The following is a 25354-nucleotide window of genomic DNA, read 5'->3' as shown; positions in this document are numbered from 1 at the left end:
ATACATCATGAGGTTGCCGGCCAGCGGCCGGCACTACCGACACTGTTCAAAGGACTGAAATGATCCACCAGACTGAACTGCGCGACCTGCTGCCCGGCATGGTCCCCTTCCCCACCGGCGTCTTTCCCGAAGACCAGGCCTGGCTCGGCCAGCACCTGCTGCCGCTGCTGAAGATCGACCTGGGGGTGCTGCGCCCGGAACTGGCCGGCCAGGTGGCGACGATGCTGTGCCCGATCGAGCCCTACGATGGCTGCATCGGCGACGAAACCGAAGCGCACCACAACGATTTTACCGGCACCAACTGGATCGCGTTCGAGCTGACGGCAGATAACCGCATGCGTTTCCTCGGCAATGCGGGTTACTTCATCGGTGATCAGGTGCAGGACGAGGATGCACTGGAACACATCGCGCAGATGCGCGGGAGCCATGCCAAGGCACAGGCGTACTTCCAGCAGCATGGCCGCCTGGCCAGCTACTCGCGCTATGGCGATGGCGAGCCCGGCGAGCAGGCCTGGCTGGATGTGCTGGGCGGGCAGATCTCGACCGGCAACTGGATCGAGACCGCCGAGATACCGGCAGCATTCGCACTGGCATTCACCGAGGCCGCCGACGACCGCCATGCACCTGACGATGCCGAGTGCGCCATCATCACCCGCGACGGCAACAAATTTTTCGCCGTGGCCGAAGTGGCCGGTTACAACTGGTGCGCCAGTGGCGCCGACGCGATCGTGATGCTGTACGAGCCGGTAAGCCGCACGGTGCTGTTCTCGTACGACTGGTCGTAAACCCGAATGACCGCCGCGCAGCGCGTTCGCCGGGCATGGCCCGGCGGAACGGGCGGTGCATCACGGGGCGATCTTGCGCACGGTCAACGTCGCGCTGGCTTCGGTATCGCCTTCCAACTGCAGCCGCAGCGGCAGCACCTGTCCTTCCTTCAACGCGCCCTTGCCCTGCATCAGCATCAGGTGCAGGCCGCCGGGCTTGAGCTCGGCACGCGCGCCCGGCGCCAGCGGCAGGCGCTCGATCGCGCGCATCCGGCTGACGCCATCGACGATCGTGGTCTCGTGCAGCGACACATCAGCGAAGCCGCTGCTGGTCGCGCCGGTAATCGCCACCGCCTTGCTGCAGCCGTTATGGATCACGCCGTAACCGGCGGTCATCGGCATCGCCGGATTCGGTGGCAGCCGCGCCCAGCCCTGCTCGACGGTGACGCACGTCGTTTCGGCGGCGGAAGCAGATGCTGCAGCCGCACACAGAACCAACAGTACGCCAACGAATGGTTTGGTTATCATCGTCTCAGTTCCCTCTTCGCAACGAGACCGCAGCATGACGACGCTCATCGAGGTGATCAACCATGGCCCCATCCGCGAACTGCGCCTGGCGCGGCCACCGGTCAATGCACTGGACACCGAACTGTGCCGGCAGTTGATCCACGCCATTGAACTGGCCATGGCCGAAGACGCGCACGGCATCGTGCTGTCCGGCAACGAGCGCGTCTTCACTGGCGGCATGGACGTGCCGCATCTGCTCTCGCATGGTGATGACAAGCACAAGCTTCTGGACACCTGGAACGCCTTCTTCGGCGCCGTGCGCACGCTGGCCGAGAGCCGTATCCCGGTAGTCGCGGCGATCACCGGGCACGCCCCGGCGGGCGGCTGCGTGCTGGCGCTGTGCTGCGATTACCGGGTGATGGCACGCAGTGCCGATCCGTCGCGTCCGTATGCGATCGGCCTGAACGAAGTGCAGGTCGGCCTGATCGCCCCCGAAGGCATCCAACGCCTGCTGCGGCGCGCGGTGGGTGCGCACCGTTCCAGCATCCTGCTCAGCACCGGTGCGCTGGTGCCCGCCGAACAGGCGGTGCAGATCGGTCTGGTCGATGAACTTGCCGAGGGTGACCTGGTGGTGGCGCGTGCGGTGGCCTGGCTGCAGAACCTGCTCAAGCAGCCGCGCCAGCCGATGCTGCTGACCCGCGCCATCGCCCGCACCGAGCTGCACGAGGCCCTGCACCCGGACCTGATCCAGCTGGACCGCTTCGTCGAGGCCTGGTTCGCACCGGATGCGCAGAATGCCCTGCAGGCGCTGGTCGCCCGGCTGGGCAAGTAACGCGCCGGGCTGCCGCCCGGCACCCGCAAAGGCAAAGTCAACGTCGAAAGCCGCTCCCCGCAGAGAGGCCGGATGGGGCCGATTGCGGGGGACGCTGCAAGTACGTCCCTGTAAGCTCGGTCGCGCCATCCATGGCGCTCACGCCCCCGCAACCAGCCCCACCCGGCCTTCGACAGTCGGCTGCGTGCCTGTTGTAGTGCCGAGCCATGCTCGGCTGAAGGCGTGGCTTCATGTAGAAAGCGGGAATGAGGGGGGCCTATGCACCGGTATAATCGATTCCTCTCTTCTGTTGTGGCCGCCCCCTTGAACGACACGCCCGAACCCGTCGTCTCCGAGCTGATCGACCTGCTCACCCTGGAGCGGCTGGAGGACAACCTGTTCCGCGGCCAGAGCCGCGACATCGGCACCAAGTACGTGTTTGGCGGGCAGGTGCTGGGCCAGGCGCTGGCCGCTGCCCAGGCCACGGTCGACAACGGCCGCCACGTGCATTCGCTGCACGCCTACTTCCTGCGTGCCGGCAACATCGACCACCCCATCGTCTACGACGTGGACCGTACCCGCGACGGCGGCAGTTTCTCGGTGCGCCGGGTTACCGCGATCCAGCATGGCAAGGTCATCTTCTTCTGCGCAGCCTCGTTCCAGCAGGCCGAAACCGGTGCCGAGCACCAGCACAAGATGCCCGAGGTACCGCAGCCGGAAGACATCGAGCCGAACCGCCCGCTGCCGGCCGAGGTGCTCGAACGCCTGCCGATCAAGGTCCAGCGCTGGCTCTCGCGCGGTGGCCCGTTCGAGTTCCGCCACGTCTACCCACGCGACGAACTGAACCCGCCCAAGCGGCCGCCCTACCACCAGGTCTGGCTGCGCCTGAGCGAGCGCGTCGGTGATGCCCCCGAGCTGCACCAGGCGCTGCTGGCCTATGCCTCGGACTTCCACCTGCTGGGTACGGCAACCTTCCCGCACGGCATCAGCTACTACCACCCGCACGTGCAGATGGCCTCGCTGGACCATGCGATCTGGTTCCATCGCCCGTTCCGCGCCGATGATTGGCTGCTGTACTCGCTGGACAGCCCCAGCGCGCAGGATTCACGCGGCCTGGCCCGCGGCCAGTTCTTCACCCGTGATGGCGTGCTGGTGGCCAGCACTGCCCAGGAAGGCTTGATCCGCGTGGTTCCGGACCAGGCAGCAGCGGCCGCCGTGCCGGCCAAGGATTGATCCGATGCGTCAGATTTTCAGCAGCCAACGCGTAGAGACCGTCGAAGGCGTGGCCGAGCTCCTGCGCAGCCACGACATCCAGGTGAAGGTCACCAACGGTCGCTCGTACAAGACCCGTCGCCGCGGCCAGTTCAGCTATACCGAGCTGGGTAACGCCAACGCCTACCCGGCGGTGTGGATCGTGCGCGCCGACGACCAGCCGCGGGCACGCGAAATCCTGCGCGAGGCGCGCCTGCTCGACACCACCCGCCGTGACCACCCGACCGCCGAGTTCGCCTTCCGCGATGATGTCGCCGCCCCCAGTGGAGGACGCAGCTGGGCCTGGCGCATCCGCATCGGCCTGCTGGTGGTGATCGCCGGTGTAGCCCTGGTGATTGGTCTGCGCCATCGCGGCGCTCCGGCGCCGGTCGCACCGGCCGCTGCCCCGCAGGCCCAGCCACAGCAGGCGCAGCCGCGGCCGGCCCCGCAAACGGCACCGGAAGAGGAAGAAGTGCGGGTCCGCATCCAGCCCGCGAAGTAACCGGGGGCGGTAGCGCCGGGCCATGCCCTGCGAGCGCAGCGGCCTGCGTCAGCAGCCGTATCGCCCTGTAGAAGAGCCGCCGGGCATGGCCCGGCGCTACCGTGACACATGGCCGGTCACAAACCGGCACGCGGCTCCGTCATGGGACACAATCCCAGCAGGAGAGCCGCCGCCATGACGACCTTCGCCGCATCGATCGACCAGACCCTGGAACGCGAACTGCCTGCGGCCGCGGGCGGCTGCCAGCATGCCTATGGGCGCATCGTGCTGGCCTGCCAGAACACGGTCACCGCCATTGCCCTGGCCATCACCGGCGACCGCCAGGCCAGCGAGGACATCGCCCAGGAAGCCTTCGTGAAGGGTTGGCAGCAGCTGCACCAGCTGCGCAGCGGGACCAGCTTCCTGCCCTGGCTGCGGCAGATCACCCGCAACCTGGCCCGCGACTGGCTGCGCGCGCAACGTGGCCGCCCGTTGACTGGCGAGGCGGCCGAAGTCGCACTGACCATGGCCGCCGACCCCACGCCAGGCGCCGTCGATCGACTGCAGCGGCTGGAAGAGGAAGTGGCCGCCGAAGACATCATCTCCGCCCTGCCCGCCGACAGCCGCGAAGTGCTGCTGCTGTACTACCGCGAAGGCCAGCATTCGCAACAGGTGGCCGACCTGCTCGGGCTCAGCGACGCGGCAGTGCGCAAGCGTCTGTCACGTGCACGGGTGCAGGTGCGCGAAGGCCTGCTGCAGCGTTTTGGCGAGTTCGCACGCAGCAGCGCGCCCAGTGCGGCGTTCGCAACGACAGTGGTCTCGATGGTGCTGGTGGCCGCACCCGGCACGGCCAGCGCAGCGATCCTGCTCGGCACCGGTGTCGGTGTCGGCGTGGGGGGCAGCAAACTCGGCCTCGGTGGCGCCAGCGTTGCCGGTGGCACCGCGCTGGGCTCCCTCACCGCCACGCTGGGCCAGCTGCACATGCTGCCGATGGCAAGCTGGATCGCGGTCATCGCGGGTGTGGTCGGCGGTGCGGTTGGCAGCTATCTCGGCGGGCGCTTCCTGATGTCCTACGCCGAGACCGAGGCCGAACGCGACGGGGTGCGCCGCTTCCTCTATCTCAACGTGGGCTCGAGCCTGGTCTGGTGCCTGGCGATGCTGTCGGCGGCCATCCTGCAGGCCCCGGTCTGGGCGCAGCTGCTGGTGCTGGCGGTGGGACTGGTCGTGGTCAACTACCAGTGCCTGGTGCCGCTGCAAAAGATGATGGCACCGATGATCGCGCGCGATTCCGCACGGCGCGGGCGCACCGGCATCAACTGGAAGTACGAATCGATGTACGGCCGCACCAGCCTCATCACCCTGAGCCTGCTGGTCGTCGGTCTGGTGCTGTACTCGCTGCTGCGCAGCGGCCGCCTGTAACCGACAACGCCGGCACTGCGCCGGCGTTGTCTCCTTTCATGCTGCTGGAACTCAGCGCTGCGGTTTCGGTGCGGCGCCATCACGCGGGCCGCCGTGGCGCGGGCCACCGTGCATCGGGCCCTTGGCAGCATCGAATTCGGCCTTGCTCAGCTGGCCATCCTTGTTGGTATCGGCGGCGGCAAACCAGGCATCGCGATGCTGCTTCATGCGCAGCTCGCGGTCGGCCTTGTCCAGGTAGCCGTCCTTGTTCACATCAAGCTGGTCGAAGCGCGCGGCCAGGCGCGGGTCGGCCTTGGCTTCCTCGCGGCTGATGCGGCCATCCTTGTTGGCGTCCAGTGCCGCCCAGCGCTCGCCACCGCGACCACCGTGGCGGCCGTGCTTCCAGCGCGGCATTTCATCGCGCGAGAGCTTGCCGTCCTTGTTCTTGTCCAGCTCGTCGAACTTCGCCGCCAGGCGCGGGTTGGCGGCCGCCTCGCTGCGGTCGATGACACCGTCGCCGTTGGTATCCAGCTTGGCCGGACGCTGCGCAGGTGCCGTCGGCGTGTCGGCCGCCAGCGCGATACCGGAGGCGGAGGTGCCCAGCAGCAGGGCCAGCAACAGGGGGGTACGGATCATGGGTCACTCCTGGGAATGGGGATGCGTCGGGGGTGATCACTTCACCCTCGGGAGACAACAACGCGTGGGGGCGACCCCGGTTGACGCGCCCGGCCGATCCATTCATCCGGCGGACAGTCGCCTCGCCTGCGACAGGCTGGGGCTATGCTGTGCCCATGGCGATACACGGTGACAGAGACGACGAACTGCGACTGTTCCAGACCGGCGAGCACCCCTGTGGGTACTGGCCGGACCGGGTTGCGCGCGACCTGGTGCTGGATCCGCACGACCGCCGCCTGGGCGAGCTGTATCCGCTGGCCCTGAGCTGGGGCTTCCGCCGCAGTGGCGACCTGGTCTATCGCCCGCACTGCGCGCACTGCCACGCGTGTGTGGCCGTGCGCATCCCGGTGGCCCGCTTTGCCCCCGATCGCAGCCAGCGCCGCTGTGCGGCACGCAACGCCGACCTGGAAGTGCGCATTACTGCTGCAACCCCGCGCGATGACCTGTTCGAGCTGTATCACCGCTACCTGGTACACCGGCATGCCAACGGCGGCATGGACGACCACGGCCCGCACGAGTTCGAACAGTTCCTGATCGGCAGCTGGTCGCACACCCGCTTCCTGGAAATGCGCCTGCCCGGCCACGACGGCCAGCCCAGCCAACTGCTGGGCGTGGCGGTGACCGACGTCACCGAGCAGGGCCTGTCGGCGGTCTACACCTTCTTCGACCCCGCGCACGCCGCGCGCGGACTGGGCACTTTCGCGATCCTGCAGCAGCTGGAATGGGCCCGTCGCGAGGGGCTGACGCATCTGTATCTGGGCTACTGGATCCGCGAACACCAGAAGATGGACTACAAGCGCCGCTATCGTCCGCTGGAAGCCTACGATGGCCGCCGCTGGCACGACTTCGACGACGAACTGGACGGACGCTGACAAACCACTGACACCGGGCCGGGTGCACAATACGCCCCATGAACATCCGACCCCAGATCCTTGCCCTGGCCCTGCTCTGCGGCGCCACCGCCCCCGCCTTCGCCACCTCTCCCGCGATGACCGAGAAGCCGTCCGCTGCGCTGCGTCTGGCCACCTACAACACCTCGCTTTACTCCGATGAGACCGGTGGCCTGATCAAGGAACTGGAAGGCGACAGCGAACATGCGCGCAAGATCGCCGCGGTGCTGCAGCAGGCGCGCCCGGACATCGTGCTGTTGAACGAATTCGATTTCGATGACGCCCACCGCGCCGCCGACCTGTTCCAGAAGCGCTACCTGGAAGTGGCCCAACCCGGCGGCGGCAAGCCGCTGCACTTCGCCTACCGCTATCTGGCCCCGGTCAACACCGGCGTGCCCAGCGGCCTGGACCTGGACAACAACGGCGTGGTCGGCGGCGAAGGCCGTGGCCGCGGCAACGACGCGTGGGGCTACGGCCTGCACCCGGGCCAGTACGGCATGCTGGTGCTGTCGCGCTATCCGATCGATGAAGCCAAGGTGCGCAGCTTCCAACTGCTGAAGTGGAGCGCGATGCCCGGCGCGATCCGACCGGTCGATCCGCGCACTGGCACGTCGTTCTACAACGATACGGTGTGGTCGCAGTTGCGGCTGTCGTCGAAGTCGCACTGGGACGTGCCGGTGAAGACCCCGGCCGGCGTGGTGCACGCGCTGGTCTCGCACCCGACACCGCCGGTGTTCGACGGCCCGGAGAAGCGCAACGCGGCGCGCAACCACGATGAGCTGCGGCTGTGGCAGGAATACCTGTCCAGTGGCGACAAGCCGTGGCTGTGCGACGACAAGGGGCACTGCGGCGGTCTGGCTCAGGACACGCGCTTCGTGATCCTTGGCGATCTCAACAACGACCCGGTCGATGGCGATGGCCGCCACGAGGCCATCGTCGAGCTGATCGAGAACGCGCGCGTGCTGCGCTACCCCACCCCACGCAGCGTCGGTGGCGAACAGACCAGCCTTGCCTATGCCGCCAAGGGCATCGAGCGCAAGGGCGCACCGTTCCACGCCACCGGCGATTTCGGCCCGAAGTCCGGCACGATGCGCCTGGACTATGTGCTGCCCTCGACCGGGTTTGAGTACATCGGCAGCGGCGTGTTCTGGCCGGCCAATGAAAGCCCGGAAGCGAAGATCGCCGATGGCAGCGACCACCACCTGGTGTGGGTGGACGTTAAATAACCTGGTAGCGCCGGGTCGTGCCCGGCGGCTTTTTCAAGCGTGAAGAGAGTACCGACCAACGGTCGGTACCCACCGAAATCCGGTAGGCGACGACCGTTGGTCGTCGCTCCTCCGTTACGGGCGCAGTTCGACGCCGATGGCTTCGGCTGCATCACGTGCGATGGCACGCGCTTGGTCGATGGTTTCCGCACGTGCCAGGGTCACGCCCACGCGGCGATGGCCGTGCACGCTGGGCTTGCCGAACAGGCGCACGGCAGTGTCCGGCACCTGCAATGCAGCGGCGACGTTGTTGAAGTACGGCACGCCCTCACCGTGCGCCAGCAGCGCGCACGAGGCCGACGGGCCGCTCTGGCGGATCACCGGGATCGGCAGGCCGAGGATGGCGCGCGCATGCAGCGCGAACTCGCTCAGTTCCTGCGACACCAGCGTTACCAGGCCGGTGTCATGCGGGCGCGGCGACACTTCGCTGAACCACACTTCGTCGCCCTTCACGAACAACTCCACACCGAACAGGCCCCAGCCACCGAGATCATCGGTGATCGCACGCGAGATTTCCTCGGCACGCGCCAGCGCCTTGTCCGACATCGGCTGCGGCTGCCAGCTCTCGCGGTAGTCGCCGTCCTTCTGCAGATGGCCGATCGGTGCGCAGAACGAGGTGCCATCGGCATGACGCACGGTCAGCAGCGTGATCTCGTAATCGAAGTCGATGAAGCCCTCCACGATGCAGCGGCCGGCTCCGGCGCGGCCACCGGTCTGCGCGTAATCCCAGGCCGGGGCGATGTCCGCCTCGCTGCGCAGGGTGCTCTGGCCCTTGCCCGAGGACGACATCACCGGCTTGACCACGCACGGCAGGCCGATGGCGGCCACGGCGGCGCGGTACTCGGCCTCGGTATCGACGAAGCGGTACGGCGAGGTCGGCAGGCCCAGGGTCTCGGCGGCCAGGCGGCGGATGCCTTCACGGTCCATGGTCAGGCGTGCAGCGCGCGCGGTCGGGATCACCCGCAGGCCCTGCTCCTGTTCCAGCTGCACCAGGGTCTCGGTGTGGATGGCCTCGATCTCCGGTACCACCAGGTGCGGCTGCTCCTGCGCGATCAGCGCACGCAGGGCCATCGCGTCCAGCATGTCGATCACGTGCGAACGGTGCGCCACCTGCATGGCCGGGGCATCGGCGTAGCGGTCGGCGGCGATCACTTCAACGCCCAGCCGCTGCAGCTCGATGGCCACCTCCTTGCCCAGTTCACCCGAGCCCAGCAGCAGCACGCGGGTGGCAGAGGGAGACAGCGGAGTTCCAAGCTTGGCCATGGCGGGGTTCCAGCAGCAATGTGAAGACGGGTGGGCATTCTATCCGGTCCGGGCGCAGCCCCCGGCGAATGAGCAACCGACGAACGGTTGCCCTAAGGTGATATCACTTTGATATCTTGATCTGGAACCCTCAAGGACGTACCGCCATGAAAGAGAAGTCACTGTCCTCCCTCAACGGCCTGGGCGCGCTCGCCGGGGCCCTGCTTGTGGCCGCCGCCGGCGGTGCGCTGTTCGTGCTGGGGGTCGCGGCGAAGGCCAGTACCGGCGCACCGAACGTGCTGCTGCTCCTGGCGGGGCTGCTCATCGCAGCGCTGGCGTTGATCGCCCTGGCCGGCCTGTACACCGTGCAGCCCAACCAGGCGGCGGTGATCAGTCTGTTCGGCAAGTACGTGGGCACGGTCAAGGACAACGGCCTGCGCTGGAACAACCCCTTCTTCAGCAAGCGCCGCGTCAGCCAGCGCGTGCGCAACTTCGAGAGCGGCAAGCTGAAGGTCAACGAGCTGGACGGCAGCCCGATCGAGATCGCCGCGGTGATCGTCTGGCAGGTGGTCGATGCATCTGAAGCGGTCTACAACGTGGACGACTACGAGAGCTTCGTGCACATCCAGTCCGAATCGGCACTGCGCGCCATGGCCACCAGCTACCCGTATGACCAGCACGAAGAAGGCCAGCTCGCTCTGCGCAGCCATGCCAGCGAGATTTCCCAGCACCTGAAGAACGAACTGGCCGAGCGCCTGGCCGATGCCGGCGTGCAGGTGATCGACGCGCGCATCAGCCATCTGGCCTACGCCGCCGAAATCGCCCAGGCGATGCTGCAGCGCCAGCAGGCCAATGCGGTGATCGCCGCGCGTACGCGCATCGTTGCCGGCGCGGTCGGCATGGTCGAGATGGCACTGGCCGAGCTGCAGAAGAACGGCGTGGTGCAGCTGGACGAGGAGCGCAAGGCACACATGGTCAGCAACCTGTTGACCGTGCTGTGCTCGGACCGCGGCACGCAGCCGGTGGTCAACACCGGTTCGCTGTACTGAGCCATCCTCGCAACGGGGCGCCCCACCGCCCCGCCAGGAGTCTGCATGAGCGAGAAAAAAGCCTATCCGCTGCGCATCAACGCCGAGGTCCTGGCGGCCGCACAGCGCTGGGCGGACGATGAACTGCGCAGCCTCAACGCGCAGATCGAGTACGTGTTGCGCGACGCGCTGCGCAAGGCAGGCCGCCTGCCCAAACCGAAGGCATCGCAGGAGGACAAGGAATGAGCAAGCGCTGGAGCTACCTGACCGTCGAGGTCAAGACCTCGCTGATGGGCCTGCAGAAGGCCGAGGACATCCAGGCCGAACTGAGCCGCCAGGGCCAGCTGGGCTGGGAACTGGTGAACATCATCATCCCGTCGCCGATGCGCCCGGCCCTGCTGGTGTTCAAGAAGGAAGCATGAGCGCGTCGCGCGCATAGGGAGATGACGTGATGAGTGGTAGTGACCCGAAAACCTTCGATGTTGCCGAGAGTTCGCCACTGCGGGTGTTGTGGGTGCTGCTGCCGCTGCTGCTGGTGCTGGGCATCGGCGCCTGGGCGCAGCTGCACGACAACCGCAGTGATGCCCCCTGGATCGAGATCACGCTGGCGCCGCCGTTTTTCCTGATGGGTGGCAGCGCGGCGTGGAGCATGGCGGTGGTGGTGTTGATCGGGGTCGGCCTGGGCTGGGCATTCTTCCGCCGCCAGGTAGCGCTGGCGGGCAACGTGCTGGACGTGCGTTCCACGCTGTACCGCCGTCGCACGCCGGTGGCCGATCTGCTGCTGGACCAGGCCGAGGTGGTCGATCTCGGCCGTGACCGCCGCTATGGCATCCGGTTCAAGACCAATGGCTACAGCATGCCCGGCTTCTACTCCGGGCACTTCCGCCTGCAGGGGGGCGGCAAAGGGTTCGCGCTGGTGACCGACCGCACCCGCACCCTGGTGATTCCGGTGCGCGGCGGCACTGCCCTGCTGCTCAGCCTGGAACGGCCGCAGGCGCTGCTGGACGCGCTGCGCAAGGTGGCCGCCCTCGCGCCACGGCAGTAAGCTGGAACGATGCACCGCACCGCTCCGCTGTTGATCAATACCGAGGCCATCGAACTGTGGCCAGCCACCCTGCTGCGCGCGCGCAGCAACCTGGATGCACGCCTGCTGTCGCGCGCGCGCTGGGTACTGCGGCGCAAGCAGGATGGGCGCTATCTGGCCGCTGTGCTGGCGCAGGGCGTGCATTCGCTGGTGCCGCGCCTGCCGCGCGAACCTGGCGTGGAGGAGGCCTTGGCATTGCTGGACGCGGCGCGCGCCCGTCCGTTTGCGGTCACGCTGGACCAGCAGTGGCTGCCGGTGGCGGGCCTGCAGCAACGGCTGCAACAGCTGGGCCTGGATGCGCAGCGCTATGCCGACCACAGCGGCCTGCCGCTGGAAGCCGAGCCCTGCCTGCTGCACTTCGCCGGCCGTGACCGCTTCGGCCGGCCCCTGTGGTTGCGCCGTGGCGCGGCCCAGGGCTGGCGCCGGATGCGCCTGCACGCCGCACGCGATGGCATCGCACTGGACGCCATTTCCGGCTTCCGCAGCCACGCCTACCAGCTGGGCATCTTCGAGCGGAAGCTGGCACGCGGGCTGAGCGTGCCGGAGATCCTGAAGGTCAATGCCGCACCGGGCTTCAGCGAACACCACAGCGGCCACGCGCTGGACATCGGCACGCCGGGCGACGCAGCGGCCGAAGAAACCTTCGAGGCGACCGATGCCTTCGCCTGGTTGCAGGCCAACGCCGGGCCGCATGGTTTCCAGTTGAGCTACCCACGCGACAACCCGCACGGGATCGTCTACGAACCGTGGCACTGGTGCTGGGGACCGGCCAACGGCTGAGCCCCTCGTGGCGGCTGCAAGGCGAAATCCATGGGGTTGTCCGGGCGGGTGGGCTGCGCAGGGGACGCCGTAAATACGTCCCTGTAGGCTCGGGCGCGCCATCCATGGCGCTTACGCCCCGGCGCAACCCACCCACCCGGCCACGGACAGATTCCGCGTGCGTCCGCCACGGAATGAAACAAGAGAGCAAAGACAAAAGCGGGTCGCCTTGCTCGAAGCCTCTATAACGGATCAGCGCGCGGCTGTTGGGTCCGCCTTCAAGCGAGCCGAGCACCGCAGGTCCGGCGAGGGCGAAGAGGTACGGGTGTCTGAGCGCAGCGAGTTCCCGGACCGCCCCTCGATGGGCCAAGGAGCACAGGGCACCGGTGCGCAGCGCCGGCTCGCGGCCGGCGGCGCGTTTCTTTTGGTTACTTTTCTTTTCGCGCGAAAAGAAAAGTAACGCCCATGAACGGTGCAGATCGCATCAGCATGGATTGAAGCGACAATCTCGATTCAGCTACCGCCTCAATGCGTTGATCGCCAGCAACACCCACCCGGCCATCAGCGTGGTGCCACCGATCGGCGCCAGCCGCGTCTGCAACTGCCACAGCGCGCCGCCCACCAGGCTGCCGGAAAACAGCAGCACGCCCAGCAGCAGCACGTACAACGCCAGATGCGCGATCGCGCCCTGCGCACGTGGACCCAGCGCCACCAGCACCGCGCCATGCGCGAACGCGTACAACGCCGCCATGTTCAGATGCTGCTGCGCCAGCGGATCGGCAACACCGTGCGAAGCGTAGGCGGACAGGCCGATCGAAGCCGCCGCCAGCAGCGCCCCCAGACAAGCCAGCAGAGAAGGTTTACGCGCGCGTCGTTCGGTATTGAACATGGCAGCTCCTTGCGCAGTGCCCGACAGCGGGCCCGGGATAAAAAAAAACGCGCCGCAGGAAGCGGCGCGTTTTCGTGTTCAACACTACATGGGTCAGCCGAGGCTTACTTGACGGCCCAGTAGATGTCGTACGTTGCTTCCGGGGTGAACGACTTGTCCACGCCGTCCTTCCAGGTTTCGTACGGACGGTCGATGACTTCGTTACCCGAGGTCACGGCCCAGGCGCGCAGGGCGCTGCGGGCAACGTCCAGGCCTGCCATGTGGCCGGTGTAGGCCGCATGCGCCGAACGGTGCGGTGCAGCGCGGACGTACTTGACCGGTGCGCCACCGTCGATCTTCACGCTCAGCTCTTCAGCCGAAGTGCCTTCAGCACCCTTCTTCTTCACCGGCTGTGCGATGTCGAAGGCGTACTTCTCAGCACCGAAATCGGTGGTGATGATACGCAGCGGGCCGGCGGCTTCCAGGCCATTGGCCTCGATCACGCGCTTGATCCACTCCTGGTTGTCCTTGATGGACTTGGTGATGGAATCCTGGCCGCGATCGACGTTGCCGGCGGTGACGACCAGCAGGTCCTCGGCCGGAACATCGACGATGCCCAGATCGGTCAGCGGGGCTTCGGCGGTGCGGTAGTCGACGTTCGGCACGGTGGCCAGCATGTTCGCCATGCGCGACAGGCCCATCTTGATGTCATCGCCGATCTGGCGGCTGACATACAGACCTGCGTAGCGGCCGAACAGGTCGAAGCCGTACTTCACCGAGTAGTCCTGGGTGATCTTGACGTTGCGACCGCCCTTGCCGGTCGGCTCCAGGGTGAAGGTGCTGACCTTGTCGTGACCCTTGGTGGCGTCGTCGATGGCGATCACAACACGCTTGTTCTCCTCGGCTTCGGTGATCTTCCAGGAACCGGTGCCCAGGTCCTTGGAGGTGAAGTCGAGGGTGGCACCGACGCCGGAGGCCGGGCCGGACAGCTTCAGTTCAACGGCGGGATCGCGCAGTACCAGCGGGTTCCAGTCCTTGAAGCGGCGCAGGCTGCTGACCGTGTCGTACACGATCGTCATCTTGCGGTTGGTCTCGATGCTTTCGGTGATGTGACGCTCGCCCGGCAGACAGACGCCAATGATGACGAACAGGCCAGCCACGATCCCCAAGGCGATCAGGAACTCGATAATACGGGTCATTCAGAGAGTCTCCGGGGCCGATCCCACGGCCGGGTTGATTGAAGCGAAGCGCCAATCCTAGCAGGCTTCGCGGGCATTGGTTATCGGGATTGGCGCACCGGTTTCCGTGCCGGCTGCGCATTTGTATGGACAAAGAATTCGAAGGGTAACGCATACCCGTACCCCACAAGAAGGGGTAACCCGGCATCAGGACCAGGGTTTCGGCCCAAGCCTTTGTCGCAAAAGGATTTTCCTCAGACCAATTGAAGTTCGAACGCCTTCAGCACGGCACGCGTGCGGTCGCGTACGCCCAGCTTGGAGAGGATGTTGGATACGTGGTTCTTGATCGTTCCTTCGGCGACCCCCAACGAATTGGCGATCTCCTTGTTGGAGAAACCGCTGGCCATCAGCCGCAGGATCTCGGTTTCACGGTCGGTCAGCGGATCGGGCCGATCCAGGCTGACGAAGTCGTTGCGCATGTGCTCCAGCCCGGAAAGCAGGCGCTGGGTGACCGCCGGTTGCACCAGCGAGCCGCCGTCGGCCACGGTCCGGATCGCCCCGACCAGCTGTGCCAGGGTCACGTCCTTGAGCAGGTAGCCCTTGGCACCGGCCTTCAGCCCGGCCAGCACCAGCTGGTCGTCATCGAACGTGGTGAGGATGATGGTCGGTGGCAGCTGTTCCTGCCGCGACAGCACCTGCAGCGCTTCCAGCCCGGACATCACCGGCATGCGCATGTCCATCAGCACCACGTCCGGACGGATCTGCGGGATCAGCTCGACCGCCTGGCGGCCATCGGCAGCCTCGGCCACCACTTCGATGCCGTCGTCCAATGCCAGCAGCGAGCGGATTCCCTGCCGCACCAGGGTTTGGTCGTCGACCAGGCAGACGCGAATCATCAACGCACTCCTTCAGGAACCTGGGTAAGGGCGGCCACCACCGTTGCCGGTACCGTCGCCCGCAGCCGGAAGCCTTCGCCGGGGCGGGTCTCCACCTGCAGCTGGCCTCCACATTGTTGCAGGCGTTCGCGCATGCCGCGCAAGCCATTGCCCACATTGACCGTTTCCGCCCCGACGCCGTCGTCCCGGGCCTCCACCACTACACGGTCGGGCGCCTCACGGTACACCCGCAGCCACAGGTGGCGGGCACCGGCGTGGCGCACCGTATTGGTGATGATCTCCTGGGTGCAGCGCAGCAGCACGTGGGCCCGCTGCGGGTCCTCCACGTTCAGCGGCTCTTCGATCTCCAGCTGGATGTCCAGCGAAGGCACGTGCTCGGTGAGCGGCCGCAGCGCGGCGGCCAGGTCGATGGCACCGGTCTCGCGCAGCTGGCTGACCACCTCGCGCACGTTGCCGAGCAGCAGTTTTGCCAGCGCATGGGAGCGTTTCACATGCTCCAGCGCCTGGCCCTCGGCCAGATGCCCGGCCACTTCCAGGTTGAGCGTCAAGGCGGTCAGCTGGTGGCCCAGCAGGTCGTGCAGTTCACGCGAAATGCGGGTGCGCTCGTTCACCCGCGCACTCTCGGCCAACAGGGCTCGGGTGGCCCGCAGTTCGGCGTTCAGGCGGCGCTGCTCCTCGCGTGCCTCGGCCTGGCGGCGGGCCACCAGCGCGATCACGAACACGAAGCTGGAGAAGCCCATGTAGCCGATCGCCTGCAGCACGGCGATGACCGGCGGGAAGCCCAGCGGCTGGATGTAGACCGGCAGCACGGCCAGATTGCTGGCCACCAGCCAGACCACGCCGATGCGTGGGCCCAGCAGCCAGGGCAGCAGCCCGGCCACCACCATCAACAGGATGCTGCCCAGCGCGGTGCCGGAGAAATAGCTCACGCCGATCGCGCAGGCGGTGAGCAGGATCAGGGCGGCATGGTCGAAGAAGCCCGGCCGGCTCTCACCCAGCGAGCGGGTCAGTACCCAGTACACGAAGCCGAAGGCAAGGTAAGCCGAGGCCCAGGGAATGATCCTGAAGCCGGCTTCGCCATCCAGGCTCTCCAGGGTCAGCGAGACCGGATCGATCAGGTAGATCGCCAGCCAAAGGCCGACGGTGCCCCAGGTGAACAACCCGGAGTAGCGCAGCATCGCATTGTGGTTCAGTCGGGCCAGCATCACCCATCGTAGCCTGTGCGCGGCAACGCCCAAGCGCCGAAAGTCATGTTCGGGCATATCCCCTGTTCATGCCGCAGCCCACCCCGGGCATGCAATAATCCTGCGCAGGGTCCATTGACTGGACCAACCGCGTTACCCCACGGAGTCACAATGTCGATTGTCATCCGCGACGTGCGCGAGCACGAGCTCGATTCCGTCCTGGCTTTGAACAACAATGCTGGCCTGGCCATCCTTCCCCTGGATGCCGAGCGCCTGCGCCTGTTCTATGCAACCGCTGAATATTTCCGCGTCGCCGAGCGCGACGGCAACCTGGCCGGCTTCCTGATCGGCTTCGGCAGCGACAGCCAGCACGACAGCAGCAATTTCGCCTGGTTCAAGCAACAGCTGAACACCGCCTTCTTCTATATCGACCGCATCGTGGTCGCCAGCCGCCGCCGCGGTGGTGGCGTTGGCCGTGCGTTCTATGCCGACGCACAGAGCTTTGCCGAGCTGCGCTACCCGCAGATGACCTGCGAAGTGTTCCTGGACCACGGCGCCGATGCCGCCCTGCTCTTCCATGGCAGCTTCGGCTTCCGCGAGCTGGGCCAGAACACCATGCCGCAGGTGGATGTGCGGGCCAGCATGCTGGCCAAGGAACTGTGCAGCTTCCCCTGGGTGAACGAAACCTATGGTGGCAAGCTGCCTGATGTAGCGTGGGCACGCGACCGGCAGCTGCCGGCGCAGGCACAGCGGCCGACGGGGACTTGAGCGTGGCGGTGAATTTCGATTACGAACAGGCCGGTGAACTGAAGATCGGCCAGGTGGGCATCGCCAACCTGCGCATCCGCACCCTCGATGTTGAACGCCTCGTGCAGGAAATGCAGGAGCGGGTAACGCGTGCGCCGAAGCTGTTCGGCCGCGCGGCGGTGATCCTCGATTTCGGCGGTCTCAGCCAGGTGCCCGACGTGGCCACGGCACAGGCACTGGTCGATGGCCTGCGCAGCGCCGGCGTGCTGCCGGTGGCACTGGCCTATGGCACCAGCGCGGTCGACCTGCTTTCGCAGCAGCTCGGCCTGCCGCTGCTGGCCAAGTTCCGCGCCCAGTACGAGCGTGCCGAGGCCGAACCTGCCCCGCCGCCTGCACCGGAACCGCGCCGCGTGGCCAAGGCCGAACCGAAGGTGGCCCCGGCCGCACCGGTGGCCAAGGTGGCCGATGCCGCCGCGCCACAGCCGGGCCGCATGCAGCTGGGCAACGTGCGCTCGGGCCAGCAGCTGTATGCGGAAAACTGCGACCTGACCGTGATGGCCACCGTCGGCGCCGGCGCCGAAGTCATCGCCGATGGCAGCATCCACATCTACGGGACCCTGCGCGGACGTGCGCTGGCGGGGGCCCAGGGCAACACCGCGGCACGTATTTTCTGCCGTGAATTCCATGCGGAACTGGTCGCCATTGCAGGCCATTACAAGGTACTGGACGATGTCCCGGAAACCCTGCGCGGCAAAGCCGTGCAGGTGTGGCTGGAACAGGACCAGATCAAGATCGCTGCGCTGGACTGACGCAGCACCCAAACAGAATCATCAGGAGAAGTCCTTTGGCTGAAATCATCGTAGTCACCTCCGGCAAAGGCGGCGTCGGCAAGACCACTTCCAGCGCCAGCCTCGCCTGCGGCCTGGCAAAGCGCGGCAAGAAGGTGGCGGTGATCGACTTCGACGTCGGCCTGCGCAACCTCGACCTGATCATGGGCTGCGAACGCCGCGTGGTGTACGACTTCGTCAACGTCGTGCACGGCGAAGCCACCCTCAAGCAGGCACTGATCAAGGACAAGCGCTTTGACAACCTGTACGTGCTGGCCGCCTCGCAGACCCGCGACAAGGACGCATTGACCCAGGAAGGTGTCGGCAAGGTGCTGAAGGATCTGGCCGCCGACGGCTTCGACTACATCATCTGCGACTCCCCGGCCGGCATCGAGAAGGGCGCCTTCCTGGCGATGTACTTCGCCGACCGCGCCGTGGTGGTGGTGAACCCGGAAGTGTCCTCGGTGCGCGATTCGGACCGCATCATCGGGCTGCTCGATTCGAAGACCCACAAGGCCGAATCCGGCCAGGACGTGCCGGCTTTCCTGCTGCTGACCCGCTACACCCCGGTCCGCGTGGAAAGCGGCGAGATGCTCAGCATCACCGACGTCGAGGAAGTGCTCGGCCTGAAGGCGATCGGCGTCATCCCCGAATCGGGTGATGTGCTCAATGCGTCCAACAAGGGCGAGCCGGTCATCCTCGATGGCGAATCGGCTGCCGGCCAGGCTTATGACGACGCCGTCGCGCGCATCCTCGGCGAAGAACGCCCGATGCGCTTCACCAGTGTCGAGAAGAAGGGCTTCTTCAGCAAGCTGTTCGGAGGGTAAGCATGGGCCTGTTTGATTTCCTCAAAGCGAAGAAGACCACCGCCGAAACCGCCAAGAACCGCCTGCAGATCATCATCGCGCAGGAACGCAGCCACCGTGGCGGCCCCGATTACCTGCCACTGCTGCAGCGCGAGCTGCTGGAAGTGATCAAGAAGTACGTCAACATCGACGTCGATGCGGTGAAGGTGGACCTGGTCAAGGATGGCCAGCACGACGTGCTGGATATTTCCGTGGCCCTGCCTGAAGGCCCGGACAAACCCTGACTGCCTGCCCCGCCCGTGCCTGCATGGGCGGGGCCGTATGACGCATGACCGACACCACGCCCGAACCGAACGTCACCCGCGTCGGCGACATCGCCTTCGCCGATGCACAGCGCCTGCTCGCGGGCTATCAGCTGTGCCTGCATCACGTAGCCGCAGGCGCGCCCATTCCAGGCAGCTACTGGGGCGAGCCGGAGGCCGGCATCATCGCCAGCGACGTCTATGTGCGCGATGACACGCCGGTGCACTCGATGCTGCACGAAGCCTGCCACCTGATCGTGCTGCCGCCGGAGCGGCGCGCGCAGGTGCATACCGATGCCACCGACTCGGTGCCCGAGGAAGACGCCACCTGCTATCTGCAGATCGTGCTGGCCGGGCAGCTGCCCGGCGTCGGCAGCGAACGGCTGATGGCCGACATGGATGCGTGGGGGTATACGTATCGGTTGGGGTCCACGAAAGCGTGGTTCGAGCAGGATGCCGAAGACGCGAGAGCGTGGCTGGTCGAACGCGGGTTGCCGGTGGCGTAAAGCCGCGGGCGCGGTTGGCCACGGGCGCGTGGCGACGCGCCGGACCTTGCGGCGCCCCTCTTTTCACTCGGCGCGGTTCGAGCAGGATGCCGAAGACGCGAAAACGTGGCTGGTCGAACGCGGGTTGCCGGCCGCGTAAAGCCGGTAGCGCCGGACCATGTCCGGCGGTTTACACGCCCGCCGCCGCAATGCGGCTCGCCGGGCATGGCCCGGCGATACCCCGTTCAGCCCTGCCCCGCCAGCGCGCGCAGGGTGATGCCGACGATGTAGGCCAGGTAGGTGCCGGTCGCATAGCCCATCGTGCCCAGCAGCACGCCTACCGGCGCCAGCGCGGGATGGAACGCCGCGGCCACCACCGGCGCCGACGCGGGGCCACCGATATTCGACTGCGAACCAATGGCGAAGTAGAAGAACGGCACCTTCAACAGCTTGCCCAGGCACCACAGCAGCACGATGTGCACGCTGATCCAGATGATGCCGAGCAGGAACAGCCACGGCCGGTCGAGCAGTGCCAGCAGGTCCATCTGCATGCCGATGCAGGCGATCAGGAAATACAGCAGCAGCGAGCCCAGACGTGATGCGCCGGCGCCCTCCAGCGTGCGTGCACGGGTGAAGCTCAGGCCCAGCCCGAGCGTGGTCGACAACACCACCACCCATACAAACGGCGCATCCAGGCTGAACTGCGACGCCCAGCTGACGTTGACCTTGAACCACGCCGCCAGCGGCGCGCCAATGGCATGGGCCAGGCCGACGCCACCGAAGGCCACGGCCACGATCAGCATCAGGTCGGTCAGGCTGGGAATACGCTCGTGCTCGGCCTGGAAGCGCGCGATGCGCTCTTTCAGCTCGTCGATGGCCGAGGTATCTGCGCCGCTGCGCGCATCGATCTTCGCCGCGCGGCCAGCCAGGAAGATAAGGGCGGCCATCCACACGTAGCCGACGCCGACATCCACCACCGCGAACTGTCCGAAGGTGGTGGCGTTGACGTCGAACACTTCGCGCATCGCCAGCATGTTGGCACCACCGCCGATCCAGCTGCCGGCCAGTGCGGCCATGCCAGCCCAGGTATCGCCGGCAACGGTGTCCGGATGAATGGCACGCATCACCAGGAAGGCCACCACCGCACCGAGCATGATGCTGGCCGACGCACCGAGGTACATCAGCACCAGTTTCGGCCCCAGCCGCAGGATGCCCTTGATGTCCACGGCCAGGGTCAGCAGGATCAGGGCCGCCGGCAACAGGATGTCGCGCGCGATGGGGTTGTAGAGCTTGGTGTTCTGGCCGTCGATGAGGCCAACGGTGTTGTAGATGCCGGGAATCAGGTAGCACAGCAGCAGTGCCGGCACGAAGGTATAGAAGCGCTTCCACGGGCCCTGCTCGCGCGAGGCGGTCCAGAACACGGCGCCGAGGGTGGCGGCGATCAAACCGAAGACGACGATGTCGTTCTGGATCATGCAGGCGCTCGTGTAGAGCCGAGCCATGCTCGGCTGCTGTTGGCAGAAGGTGTGCCGACCAACGGTCGGCACCCACAGGTGAAGCAGACCGCACAAGCAAAAGCGCCGCCCCGAAGGGCGGCGCCGGTAGCGCTTATTCGCCGATGTGCTGCTTCAGCCAGGCATTGACGGTGTCGTGCCAGAGGATGCTGTTGTTGGGCTTCAGCACCCAGTGGTTTTCATCCGGGAAGTACAGGAACTTGGACTCGATACCCTGGCGCTGGGCAGCAGTGAACGCGGCCAGGCCCTGCTCGACCGGAATACGGAAATCCTGCTGGCCGTGGATCACCAGGATCGGCTTCTTCCAGTCAGCGACATGGTTGACCGGATTGAACTTCTCGTAGTTCGCCGCCTTCTGGTACGGGGTACCGCCCTGCTCCCACTCGGTGAACCACAGTTCTTCGGTGGCGTAACCCATCATGCGCTGGTCGAACACACCATCATGATTCACCAGGCACTTGAACGGGCTGTTCCAGTTGCCGGCGATCCAGTTGACCATGAAGCCGCCGTAGCTGGCGCCCAGCGCACAGGCCTTGTCGCCGTTGAGGAAGTCGTACTTCTTCAGCGCCGCCGACCAGCCCTTCTGCAGATCTTCCAGCGGGCGGTCGCCCCAATGCTGGCTGATCGCATCGGTGAAGGCCTGGCCGTAGCCGGTGGAACCGTGGAAGTCGATCATCACCACTGCGTAGCCCTGGCCCGCATAGGTCTGCGGGTTCCAGCGGTAGCTCCAGCCGTTGCCGAAGCTGCCCTGCGGGCCGCCGTGGATCAGGAAGGCGACCGGGTAGGACTTGCCTTCCTGGTAGTTGTGCGGCTTGACCACGTAGCCGTGCACGGTGTCGTTGTTCCAGCCCTTGAACTCGAACTGCTCGTAGTCACCGAAGCTGACGTCCTTCAGCACCTCGCCGGCAGCCGGGGTCAGCGCGCGCAGCTCGCCGATGGCTTGGCCGGCAGCCGGCAGCAGGCCGACCAGCACCTGGTCGTTGCTCTTCAGGCTGTTGCGGGTGATCGCCACGCTGTTGCCGGCGATATCCACGGCGGTGACGCTGCCATCGCCGATCAGCTTGGTGGCCTTGCCGCTGGCCACGTCGATCTGGAACAGCGGGTGCTCGCCCAGATCATCAGCGGTGGTGTAGATGCTGGCGCCGTCGGCGGACAGTGCAATGCCGCCGGCCGAACGATCCCACTGCGGGGCGATCTCGCGCGTCTTGCCGCTGCCCAGGTCCATCGCCATCAGGCCGAAACGATCGGCCTCGAAGCCCGGACGCTTCATCGCACGGTAGAACAGGGTCTTGCCGTCGGCACTGAACACCGGGCCGGCATCCCAGGCGGGATTGGACGCGGTCAGGTTGACCGGCGCCTGCTTGCCGGCGGCATCGAAGCGGTACAGGTCGAAGTTGGTCGACCACGGCTCCTGCTTGCCGGCCACGCGGATGCTGGCGACCACGCTGGCGCCATCGGGCGACCATGCGAAATCATCGTTGCCACCGAACGGCTTGGACGGCGCGTCACCGTCGATGGTCGCGCTCAGCGCCGAGGCGCCCTTGACCGCACCGGCCTTGGCGGCCGGCAGCGGCGCCACGAACAAGGTGTTGCGGCGGCCGTCGTTCCAGGTATCCCAATGGCGCACGAACAGTGAATCGAAGACCTTGCCGCTGGCCTTGGCGCCTTCGACGTCCTTCAACTTCTTTTCGGTGCAGGCCAGGTCCGAGGCGCAGGCCTGGAACACGCCGGCGCTGAACAGCACGCGGTCGTCCTGCGGCGATACGTGGTAGCTGTCCACATCCACCGGGAAGTCGGTCAGCTGGCGCGGGGTGCCGCCACTGATCGGCAGCGCGTACAGCTGCTGGCTGCCGTTCTTGCCACTGAGGAAGTACACGGTCTGGCCATTGGCCGACAGCGAGGCGGAGTTGACGTTCCAGCCGGCCGGGGTGATCTGCTTCGGCGGCGCTGCGTCACGGGTACGCAGGTTGCGCGCGAACAGCGCCGTGCTCGACTTCAGCGCTGCATCGGTGCTGCGCTTGGCGAACACCACGGTGCCACCATCAGCGGTCAGGACAGGGGCGGAGACACGATCCATGGCCACCATGTCGCGGACTTCCAGGCCACGGGCAGCGGCGACGCTGGGCAGGGCAGCCAGCAGGCTCAGTGGCAGCAGGGCATGACGCAGTTTCATCGGGGTCTCCGCAGGACGGCAAAAAACCGATGGTAGGCCTGCGCGGCCGGACCTGCCAAGGCCATCGGTCATGGCTGTGATCGAGCAGCCGCCAGAAAAGGCAAACCGCGCCGTAGCGCGGTTTGTGGGGGACACCGGTAGTGCCGACCGCTGGCCGGCACCCCCACTCCCTTACGCCACGGCGCGCTTGCCGGTGCGGTAGATCAACCAACCGACCAGGAACAGCACGGCCAGGCCGATCCACTGCGCGGCCGGCAGGTGGAACGGCACGGCCAGTACGTCGGCGCGGCTGCTGACCACGATCGGCACGGCGATGGCGATACCCATCAGTGCCTCACCGGTGATCAGGCCGGCAGCGAACAGCACGCCCGGCTTGTGCACGCGGTCGCGGCCTTCTTCATCGTCGGCGCGCACCTTGTGGAAGCGCTCGACCAGGTAGGAGATCAGGCCACCGAGGAAGATCGGCACCATCAGCTCCAGCGGCAGGTAGATACCGATCGCGGCGGCCAGCACCGGTACGCGGAAGCGCGAGTTGCGCGACTTGAGCCAGCTGTCGAAGGCGATGATGGCCGCACCGACCACGGCACCGATGCCGATGAAGGTCCACGGCAGCTCACCCCCGAACAGGCCCTTTGCGACCGAGGCCATCAGGTTGGCCTGCGGCGCGGCGAGCGCGTTCGGGTGCAGCTCGGACTTGACGCCGATGCCGTAGGCGGTGGCCAGCAGGTTCAGCACCGGGGCCATGATCAGCGCGCACGAGAATGCGCCGATGCCCAGCATCAGCTGCTGCTTCCACGGGGTCGCGCCAACGATGTAGCCCGCCTTCAGATCCTGCAGGTTGTCGCCACCGACGGCGGCGGCGCAGCACACCACCGCGCCGATCATGATTGCCGCCACCGCACCCAGCGGCGCGCCGAAGGCACCCACCGGCTGCAGGCCATCCTTGCCCAGCAGCAGCACCAGCACCGCCGAAGCAAACAGGATGGTGGAGATGGTGATGCCCGACACCGGGTTGTTGGACGAACCGATCAGGCCGGCCAGGTAGGCCGACACCGAGACGAACAGGAAGCCGGCGACGATCATGATGAGGGTCATCGGGATCGACACGTGCCACTGGCCGACGATGGCCTGGTACAGCGCCAACAGCGGCAGGGTGAACACCACCAGGGCCACCAGCATCCACTTCATCGGCAGGTCGCGTTCGGTGTGCGCCAGTACCGGGCCACCGCTCTTGCGCGCAGCGGCAAAGCCGCTCTTGACGCCGTTGAGCAGCGACTTGCGCAGCGAGATCAGGGTCCAGATGCCGCCGATCAGCATCGCGCCCACACCCAGGTAGCGCATCTTCGCGCCCCAGATGGCGAACGCGGCCTCGGTGGAGGAGGCAGCAGCGACCGAAGCGGCCAGGCCCGGATCGGTGTTCATGAAGAACGCCTGGTAGATCGGAATGGCGATGTGCCAGGTCAGGATCGAGCCGGACACCACCACGATGCCGACGTTCAGGCCGACGATGTAGCCCACGCCCAGCAGCGCCGGCGACAGGTTGGTGCCGATGAAGGCGGTGATCTTGGAGCTGCCGACATAGGCCGAGGTGGCCCACGCATCGGGAATCAGGCGCATGCCGCTTTCCGCGGCCAGCTTCACGAACGCACCGATCACCGCCGACAGGCCGAGGATCTTCAGGCCCGGGCCCGGGTTCTCACCGGCCTTGAGCACTTCAGCCGCGGCCTTGCCTTCCGGGAACGGAAGCGGGTCTTCAACGATCATCGAGCGTCGCAGCGGCACCGAGAACAGCACGCCCAGCAGGCCGCCGAGACCGGCGATGCCCAGCACCCACCAGTACTTGAAGTCCGGCCAGTAGCCCATGATCACCAGCGCGGGGATGGTGAAGATGACACCGGCGGCGATCGACGAGCCGGCCGAAGCGCCGGTCTGCACGATGTTGTTTTCAAGGATGGAACCGCCACCCAGCAGGCGCAGCACGCCCATGGAAATGACCGCGGCGGGAATCGCGGTGGCGATGGTCAGGCCTGCGAACAGACCGAGGTAGGCGTTTGCGGCCGACAGCACCACCGCCAGCACGATGGCCAGGACCACCGCGCGGAAAGTGAGCTGCTTGGGCGCAGCGTCATGGTTCATGAAAGCCCCTGCTGGCAAAAAATCCCTGCCACGCTAGCGTTCAGGGCACAGCAAGTCCAGCGTGCCAAAGGATGGGGGCGCTG

At 66.5% G+C, this 25354-nt stretch carries 27 protein-coding genes; 17 read left to right on the top strand and 10 right to left on the bottom strand.

All coding sequences use genetic code 11. From position 1 onward, the window contains the following. Positions 1 to 59 precede the first annotated feature (59 nt). On the top strand, positions 60 to 785 hold the full coding sequence (locus ACVOLJ_RS07535) for an enolase (RefSeq protein ID WP_475277770.1): 726 nt from the start codon (positions 60 to 62) through the stop codon (positions 783 to 785). Positions 786 to 845: 60 nt separating this feature from the next. Here the strand turns inward: ACVOLJ_RS07535 and ACVOLJ_RS07530 are convergent, their stop codons facing one another. Next, positions 846 to 1292, bottom strand: coding sequence for a copper chaperone PCu(A)C (locus ACVOLJ_RS07530; RefSeq protein WP_475277769.1), 447 nt, complete (start codon positions 1290 to 1292; stop codon positions 846 to 848). Between the two features lie 34 nt (positions 1293 to 1326). Between ACVOLJ_RS07530 and ACVOLJ_RS07525 the strand changes: the two genes are divergently transcribed. From ACVOLJ_RS07525 to ACVOLJ_RS07510, 4 genes are all read left to right on the top strand, one after another. Next, on the top strand, positions 1327 to 2103 hold the full coding sequence (locus ACVOLJ_RS07525) for an enoyl-CoA hydratase/isomerase family protein (protein ID WP_475277768.1): 777 nt from the start codon (positions 1327 to 1329) through the stop codon (positions 2101 to 2103). A gap of 258 nt (positions 2104 to 2361) precedes the next feature. Then, positions 2362 to 3315: an acyl-CoA thioesterase II gene (tesB, locus tag ACVOLJ_RS07520; protein WP_475277767.1), complete on the top strand. Its 954-nt coding sequence runs from the start codon at positions 2362 to 2364 to the stop codon at positions 3313 to 3315. A gap of 4 nt (positions 3316 to 3319) precedes the next feature. Continuing rightward, positions 3320 to 3835: a pathogenicity-like protein gene (locus ACVOLJ_RS07515; protein ID WP_475277766.1), complete on the top strand. Its 516-nt coding sequence runs from the start codon at positions 3320 to 3322 to the stop codon at positions 3833 to 3835. Between the two features lie 174 nt (positions 3836 to 4009). Continuing rightward, the gene (locus ACVOLJ_RS07510) at positions 4010 to 5233 is read left to right on the top strand and encodes an RNA polymerase sigma factor (RefSeq protein ID WP_481563829.1); all 1224 of its coding nucleotides are present in this window, start codon (positions 4010 to 4012) and stop codon (positions 5231 to 5233) included. Positions 5234 to 5284: 51 nt separating this feature from the next. Here ACVOLJ_RS07510 and ACVOLJ_RS07505 read toward each other — a convergent pair whose 3' ends face one another. Beyond that, entirely contained in the window at positions 5285 to 5848 is a 564-nt protein-coding gene (locus ACVOLJ_RS07505; RefSeq protein WP_481563828.1) for an EF-hand domain-containing protein, read from the bottom strand. Between the two features lie 155 nt (positions 5849 to 6003). Between ACVOLJ_RS07505 and ACVOLJ_RS07500 the strand changes: the two genes are divergently transcribed. Next, the gene (locus ACVOLJ_RS07500; RefSeq protein ID WP_481563827.1) at positions 6004 to 6759 is read left to right on the top strand and encodes an arginyltransferase; all 756 of its coding nucleotides are present in this window, start codon (positions 6004 to 6006) and stop codon (positions 6757 to 6759) included. 38 nt (positions 6760 to 6797) lie between these two features. Then, positions 6798 to 8003 (top strand): endonuclease/exonuclease/phosphatase family protein, encoded by a 1206-nt coding sequence (locus ACVOLJ_RS07495; RefSeq protein ID WP_481563826.1) that lies wholly within the window; start codon positions 6798 to 6800, stop codon positions 8001 to 8003. A gap of 114 nt (positions 8004 to 8117) precedes the next feature. Here the strand turns inward: ACVOLJ_RS07495 and purT are convergent, their stop codons facing one another. Further along, positions 8118 to 9305 carry a formate-dependent phosphoribosylglycinamide formyltransferase gene (gene purT / locus ACVOLJ_RS07490; protein WP_475277761.1) on the bottom strand — a complete coding sequence of 396 codons (1188 nt, stop codon included), beginning with the start codon at positions 9303 to 9305 and terminating at the stop codon, positions 8118 to 8120. 146 nt (positions 9306 to 9451) lie between these two features. Here purT and ACVOLJ_RS07485 point away from each other — a divergent pair, with 146 nt between their 5' ends. Genes ACVOLJ_RS07485 through ACVOLJ_RS07465 form a run of 5 tightly spaced genes read left to right on the top strand, consistent with a single transcriptional unit; the run spans position 9452 to position 12176 of the window. Next, on the top strand, positions 9452 to 10333 hold the full coding sequence (locus ACVOLJ_RS07485) for an SPFH domain-containing protein (protein ID WP_475277760.1): 882 nt from the start codon (positions 9452 to 9454) through the stop codon (positions 10331 to 10333). A gap of 45 nt (positions 10334 to 10378) precedes the next feature. After that, positions 10379 to 10558: a type II toxin-antitoxin system antitoxin gene (locus ACVOLJ_RS07480; RefSeq protein WP_475277759.1), complete on the top strand. Its 180-nt coding sequence runs from the start codon at positions 10379 to 10381 to the stop codon at positions 10556 to 10558. After that, the gene (locus ACVOLJ_RS07475) at positions 10555 to 10734 is read left to right on the top strand and encodes a DUF4177 domain-containing protein (RefSeq protein ID WP_475277758.1); all 180 of its coding nucleotides are present in this window, start codon (positions 10555 to 10557) and stop codon (positions 10732 to 10734) included. The genes ACVOLJ_RS07480 and ACVOLJ_RS07475 overlap by 4 nt, the downstream gene beginning before the upstream one ends. Positions 10735 to 10763: 29 nt before the next feature. Continuing rightward, complete coding sequence (locus tag ACVOLJ_RS07470; protein WP_481563825.1) at positions 10764 to 11357, top strand: PH domain-containing protein; 594 nt, start codon at positions 10764 to 10766, stop codon at positions 11355 to 11357. 9 nt (positions 11358 to 11366) lie between these two features. Continuing rightward, positions 11367 to 12176 carry a M15 family metallopeptidase gene (locus ACVOLJ_RS07465; protein ID WP_481563824.1) on the top strand — a complete coding sequence of 270 codons (810 nt, stop codon included), beginning with the start codon at positions 11367 to 11369 and terminating at the stop codon, positions 12174 to 12176. Positions 12177 to 12672: 496 nt separating this feature from the next. Here the strand turns inward: ACVOLJ_RS07465 and ACVOLJ_RS07460 are convergent, their stop codons facing one another. The 4 genes from ACVOLJ_RS07460 to ACVOLJ_RS07445 all read right to left on the bottom strand — a co-directional run bounded on the left by ACVOLJ_RS07460 (position 12673) and on the right by ACVOLJ_RS07445 (position 16302). After that, a complete protein-coding gene (locus ACVOLJ_RS07460; protein WP_481563823.1) occupies positions 12673 to 13044 on the bottom strand; it encodes a DUF423 domain-containing protein in 372 nt (123 codons plus the stop codon). 104 nt (positions 13045 to 13148) lie between these two features. Further along, positions 13149 to 14222 (bottom strand): polyketide cyclase, encoded by a 1074-nt coding sequence (locus tag ACVOLJ_RS07455; protein ID WP_475277754.1) that lies wholly within the window; start codon positions 14220 to 14222, stop codon positions 13149 to 13151. Between the two features lie 233 nt (positions 14223 to 14455). Continuing rightward, positions 14456 to 15097, bottom strand: coding sequence for a response regulator (locus ACVOLJ_RS07450; protein ID WP_025873873.1), 642 nt, complete (start codon positions 15095 to 15097; stop codon positions 14456 to 14458). After that, on the bottom strand, positions 15097 to 16302 hold the full coding sequence (locus ACVOLJ_RS07445; RefSeq protein ID WP_475277753.1) for a sensor histidine kinase: 1206 nt from the start codon (positions 16300 to 16302) through the stop codon (positions 15097 to 15099). Before ACVOLJ_RS07445 ends, ACVOLJ_RS07450 begins: the two co-directional genes overlap by 1 nt. A gap of 150 nt (positions 16303 to 16452) precedes the next feature. Between ACVOLJ_RS07445 and ACVOLJ_RS07440 the strand changes: the two genes are divergently transcribed. From ACVOLJ_RS07440 to ACVOLJ_RS07420, 5 genes are read left to right on the top strand one after another with little or no spacing between them, the layout of a single operon-like run. Beyond that, a complete protein-coding gene (locus tag ACVOLJ_RS07440) occupies positions 16453 to 17049 on the top strand; it encodes a GNAT family N-acetyltransferase (protein ID WP_475277752.1) in 597 nt (198 codons plus the stop codon). Between the two features lie 2 nt (positions 17050 to 17051). Beyond that, complete coding sequence (gene minC, locus ACVOLJ_RS07435) at positions 17052 to 17837, top strand: septum site-determining protein MinC (protein ID WP_481563822.1); 786 nt, start codon at positions 17052 to 17054, stop codon at positions 17835 to 17837. A gap of 35 nt (positions 17838 to 17872) precedes the next feature. After that, entirely contained in the window at positions 17873 to 18682 is an 810-nt protein-coding gene (minD, locus tag ACVOLJ_RS07430) for a septum site-determining protein MinD (RefSeq protein WP_475277751.1), read from the top strand. Positions 18683 to 18684: 2 nt separating this feature from the next. Further along, positions 18685 to 18945, top strand: coding sequence for a cell division topological specificity factor MinE (gene minE / locus ACVOLJ_RS07425; RefSeq protein ID WP_005408532.1), 261 nt, complete (start codon positions 18685 to 18687; stop codon positions 18943 to 18945). 44 nt (positions 18946 to 18989) lie between these two features. Further along, positions 18990 to 19469 (top strand): hypothetical protein, encoded by a 480-nt coding sequence (locus ACVOLJ_RS07420; protein ID WP_481563821.1) that lies wholly within the window; start codon positions 18990 to 18992, stop codon positions 19467 to 19469. A gap of 224 nt (positions 19470 to 19693) precedes the next feature. Here ACVOLJ_RS07420 and ACVOLJ_RS07415 read toward each other — a convergent pair whose 3' ends face one another. The 3 genes from ACVOLJ_RS07415 to ACVOLJ_RS07405 all read right to left on the bottom strand — a co-directional run bounded on the left by ACVOLJ_RS07415 (position 19694) and on the right by ACVOLJ_RS07405 (position 25271). Beyond that, entirely contained in the window at positions 19694 to 20950 is a 1257-nt protein-coding gene (locus ACVOLJ_RS07415) for a DUF819 family protein (RefSeq protein ID WP_475277749.1), read from the bottom strand. 106 nt (positions 20951 to 21056) lie between these two features. Beyond that, complete coding sequence (locus ACVOLJ_RS07410) at positions 21057 to 23135, bottom strand: S9 family peptidase (RefSeq protein WP_481563820.1); 2079 nt, start codon at positions 23133 to 23135, stop codon at positions 21057 to 21059. A gap of 171 nt (positions 23136 to 23306) precedes the next feature. Then, complete coding sequence (locus ACVOLJ_RS07405) at positions 23307 to 25271, bottom strand: OPT family oligopeptide transporter (protein ID WP_475277747.1); 1965 nt, start codon at positions 25269 to 25271, stop codon at positions 23307 to 23309. Positions 25272 to 25354: the final 83 nt, after the last annotated feature.

Source organism: Stenotrophomonas sp. STEN046 (assembly GCF_056759755.1).
This window is presented reverse-complemented; position numbering and strand designations above follow the sequence as displayed.

Excerpts from the sequence above, each read along its gene's own strand:
- ACVOLJ_RS07450 (WP_025873873.1), bottom strand. The coding sequence starts at position 15,097 with ATGATTCGCGTCTGCCTGGTCGACGACCAAACCCTGGTGCGGCAGGGA.
- ACVOLJ_RS07470 (WP_481563825.1), top strand. The coding sequence starts at position 10,764 with ATGAGTGGTAGTGACCCGAAAACCTTCGATGTTGCCGAGAGTTCGCCA.
- ACVOLJ_RS07445 (WP_475277753.1), bottom strand. The coding sequence starts at position 16,302 with ATGCTGGCCCGACTGAACCACAATGCGATGCTGCGCTACTCCGGGTTG.
- ACVOLJ_RS07465 (WP_481563824.1), top strand. The coding sequence starts at position 11,367 with ATGCACCGCACCGCTCCGCTGTTGATCAATACCGAGGCCATCGAACTG.
- ACVOLJ_RS07485 (WP_475277760.1), top strand. The coding sequence starts at position 9,452 with ATGAAAGAGAAGTCACTGTCCTCCCTCAACGGCCTGGGCGCGCTCGCC.
- ACVOLJ_RS07495 (WP_481563826.1), top strand. The coding sequence starts at position 6,798 with ATGAACATCCGACCCCAGATCCTTGCCCTGGCCCTGCTCTGCGGCGCC.
- ACVOLJ_RS07480 (WP_475277759.1), top strand. The coding sequence starts at position 10,379 with ATGAGCGAGAAAAAAGCCTATCCGCTGCGCATCAACGCCGAGGTCCTG.
- ACVOLJ_RS07475 (WP_475277758.1), top strand. The coding sequence starts at position 10,555 with ATGAGCAAGCGCTGGAGCTACCTGACCGTCGAGGTCAAGACCTCGCTG.
- ACVOLJ_RS07405 (WP_475277747.1), bottom strand. The coding sequence starts at position 25,271 with ATGAACCATGACGCTGCGCCCAAGCAGCTCACTTTCCGCGCGGTGGTC.
- ACVOLJ_RS07505 (WP_481563828.1), bottom strand. The coding sequence starts at position 5,848 with ATGATCCGTACCCCCCTGTTGCTGGCCCTGCTGCTGGGCACCTCCGCC.
- minE (WP_005408532.1), top strand. The coding sequence starts at position 18,685 with ATGGGCCTGTTTGATTTCCTCAAAGCGAAGAAGACCACCGCCGAAACC.
- ACVOLJ_RS07460 (WP_481563823.1), bottom strand. The coding sequence starts at position 13,044 with ATGTTCAATACCGAACGACGCGCGCGTAAACCTTCTCTGCTGGCTTGT.
- tesB (WP_475277767.1), top strand. The coding sequence starts at position 2,362 with ATGCACCGGTATAATCGATTCCTCTCTTCTGTTGTGGCCGCCCCCTTG.
- ACVOLJ_RS07440 (WP_475277752.1), top strand. The coding sequence starts at position 16,453 with ATGTCGATTGTCATCCGCGACGTGCGCGAGCACGAGCTCGATTCCGTC.
- purT (WP_475277761.1), bottom strand. The coding sequence starts at position 9,305 with ATGGCCAAGCTTGGAACTCCGCTGTCTCCCTCTGCCACCCGCGTGCTG.
- ACVOLJ_RS07525 (WP_475277768.1), top strand. The coding sequence starts at position 1,327 with ATGACGACGCTCATCGAGGTGATCAACCATGGCCCCATCCGCGAACTG.
- ACVOLJ_RS07530 (WP_475277769.1), bottom strand. The coding sequence starts at position 1,292 with ATGATAACCAAACCATTCGTTGGCGTACTGTTGGTTCTGTGTGCGGCT.
- ACVOLJ_RS07515 (WP_475277766.1), top strand. The coding sequence starts at position 3,320 with ATGCGTCAGATTTTCAGCAGCCAACGCGTAGAGACCGTCGAAGGCGTG.
- ACVOLJ_RS07455 (WP_475277754.1), bottom strand. The coding sequence starts at position 14,222 with ATGACCCGTATTATCGAGTTCCTGATCGCCTTGGGGATCGTGGCTGGC.
- ACVOLJ_RS07510 (WP_481563829.1), top strand. The coding sequence starts at position 4,010 with ATGACGACCTTCGCCGCATCGATCGACCAGACCCTGGAACGCGAACTG.
- ACVOLJ_RS07535 (WP_475277770.1), top strand. The coding sequence starts at position 60 with ATGATCCACCAGACTGAACTGCGCGACCTGCTGCCCGGCATGGTCCCC.
- ACVOLJ_RS07410 (WP_481563820.1), bottom strand. The coding sequence starts at position 23,135 with ATGAAACTGCGTCATGCCCTGCTGCCACTGAGCCTGCTGGCTGCCCTG.
- ACVOLJ_RS07500 (WP_481563827.1), top strand. The coding sequence starts at position 6,004 with ATGGCGATACACGGTGACAGAGACGACGAACTGCGACTGTTCCAGACC.
- ACVOLJ_RS07420 (WP_481563821.1), top strand. The coding sequence starts at position 18,990 with ATGACCGACACCACGCCCGAACCGAACGTCACCCGCGTCGGCGACATC.
- ACVOLJ_RS07415 (WP_475277749.1), bottom strand. The coding sequence starts at position 20,950 with ATGGCTCGGCTCTACACGAGCGCCTGCATGATCCAGAACGACATCGTC.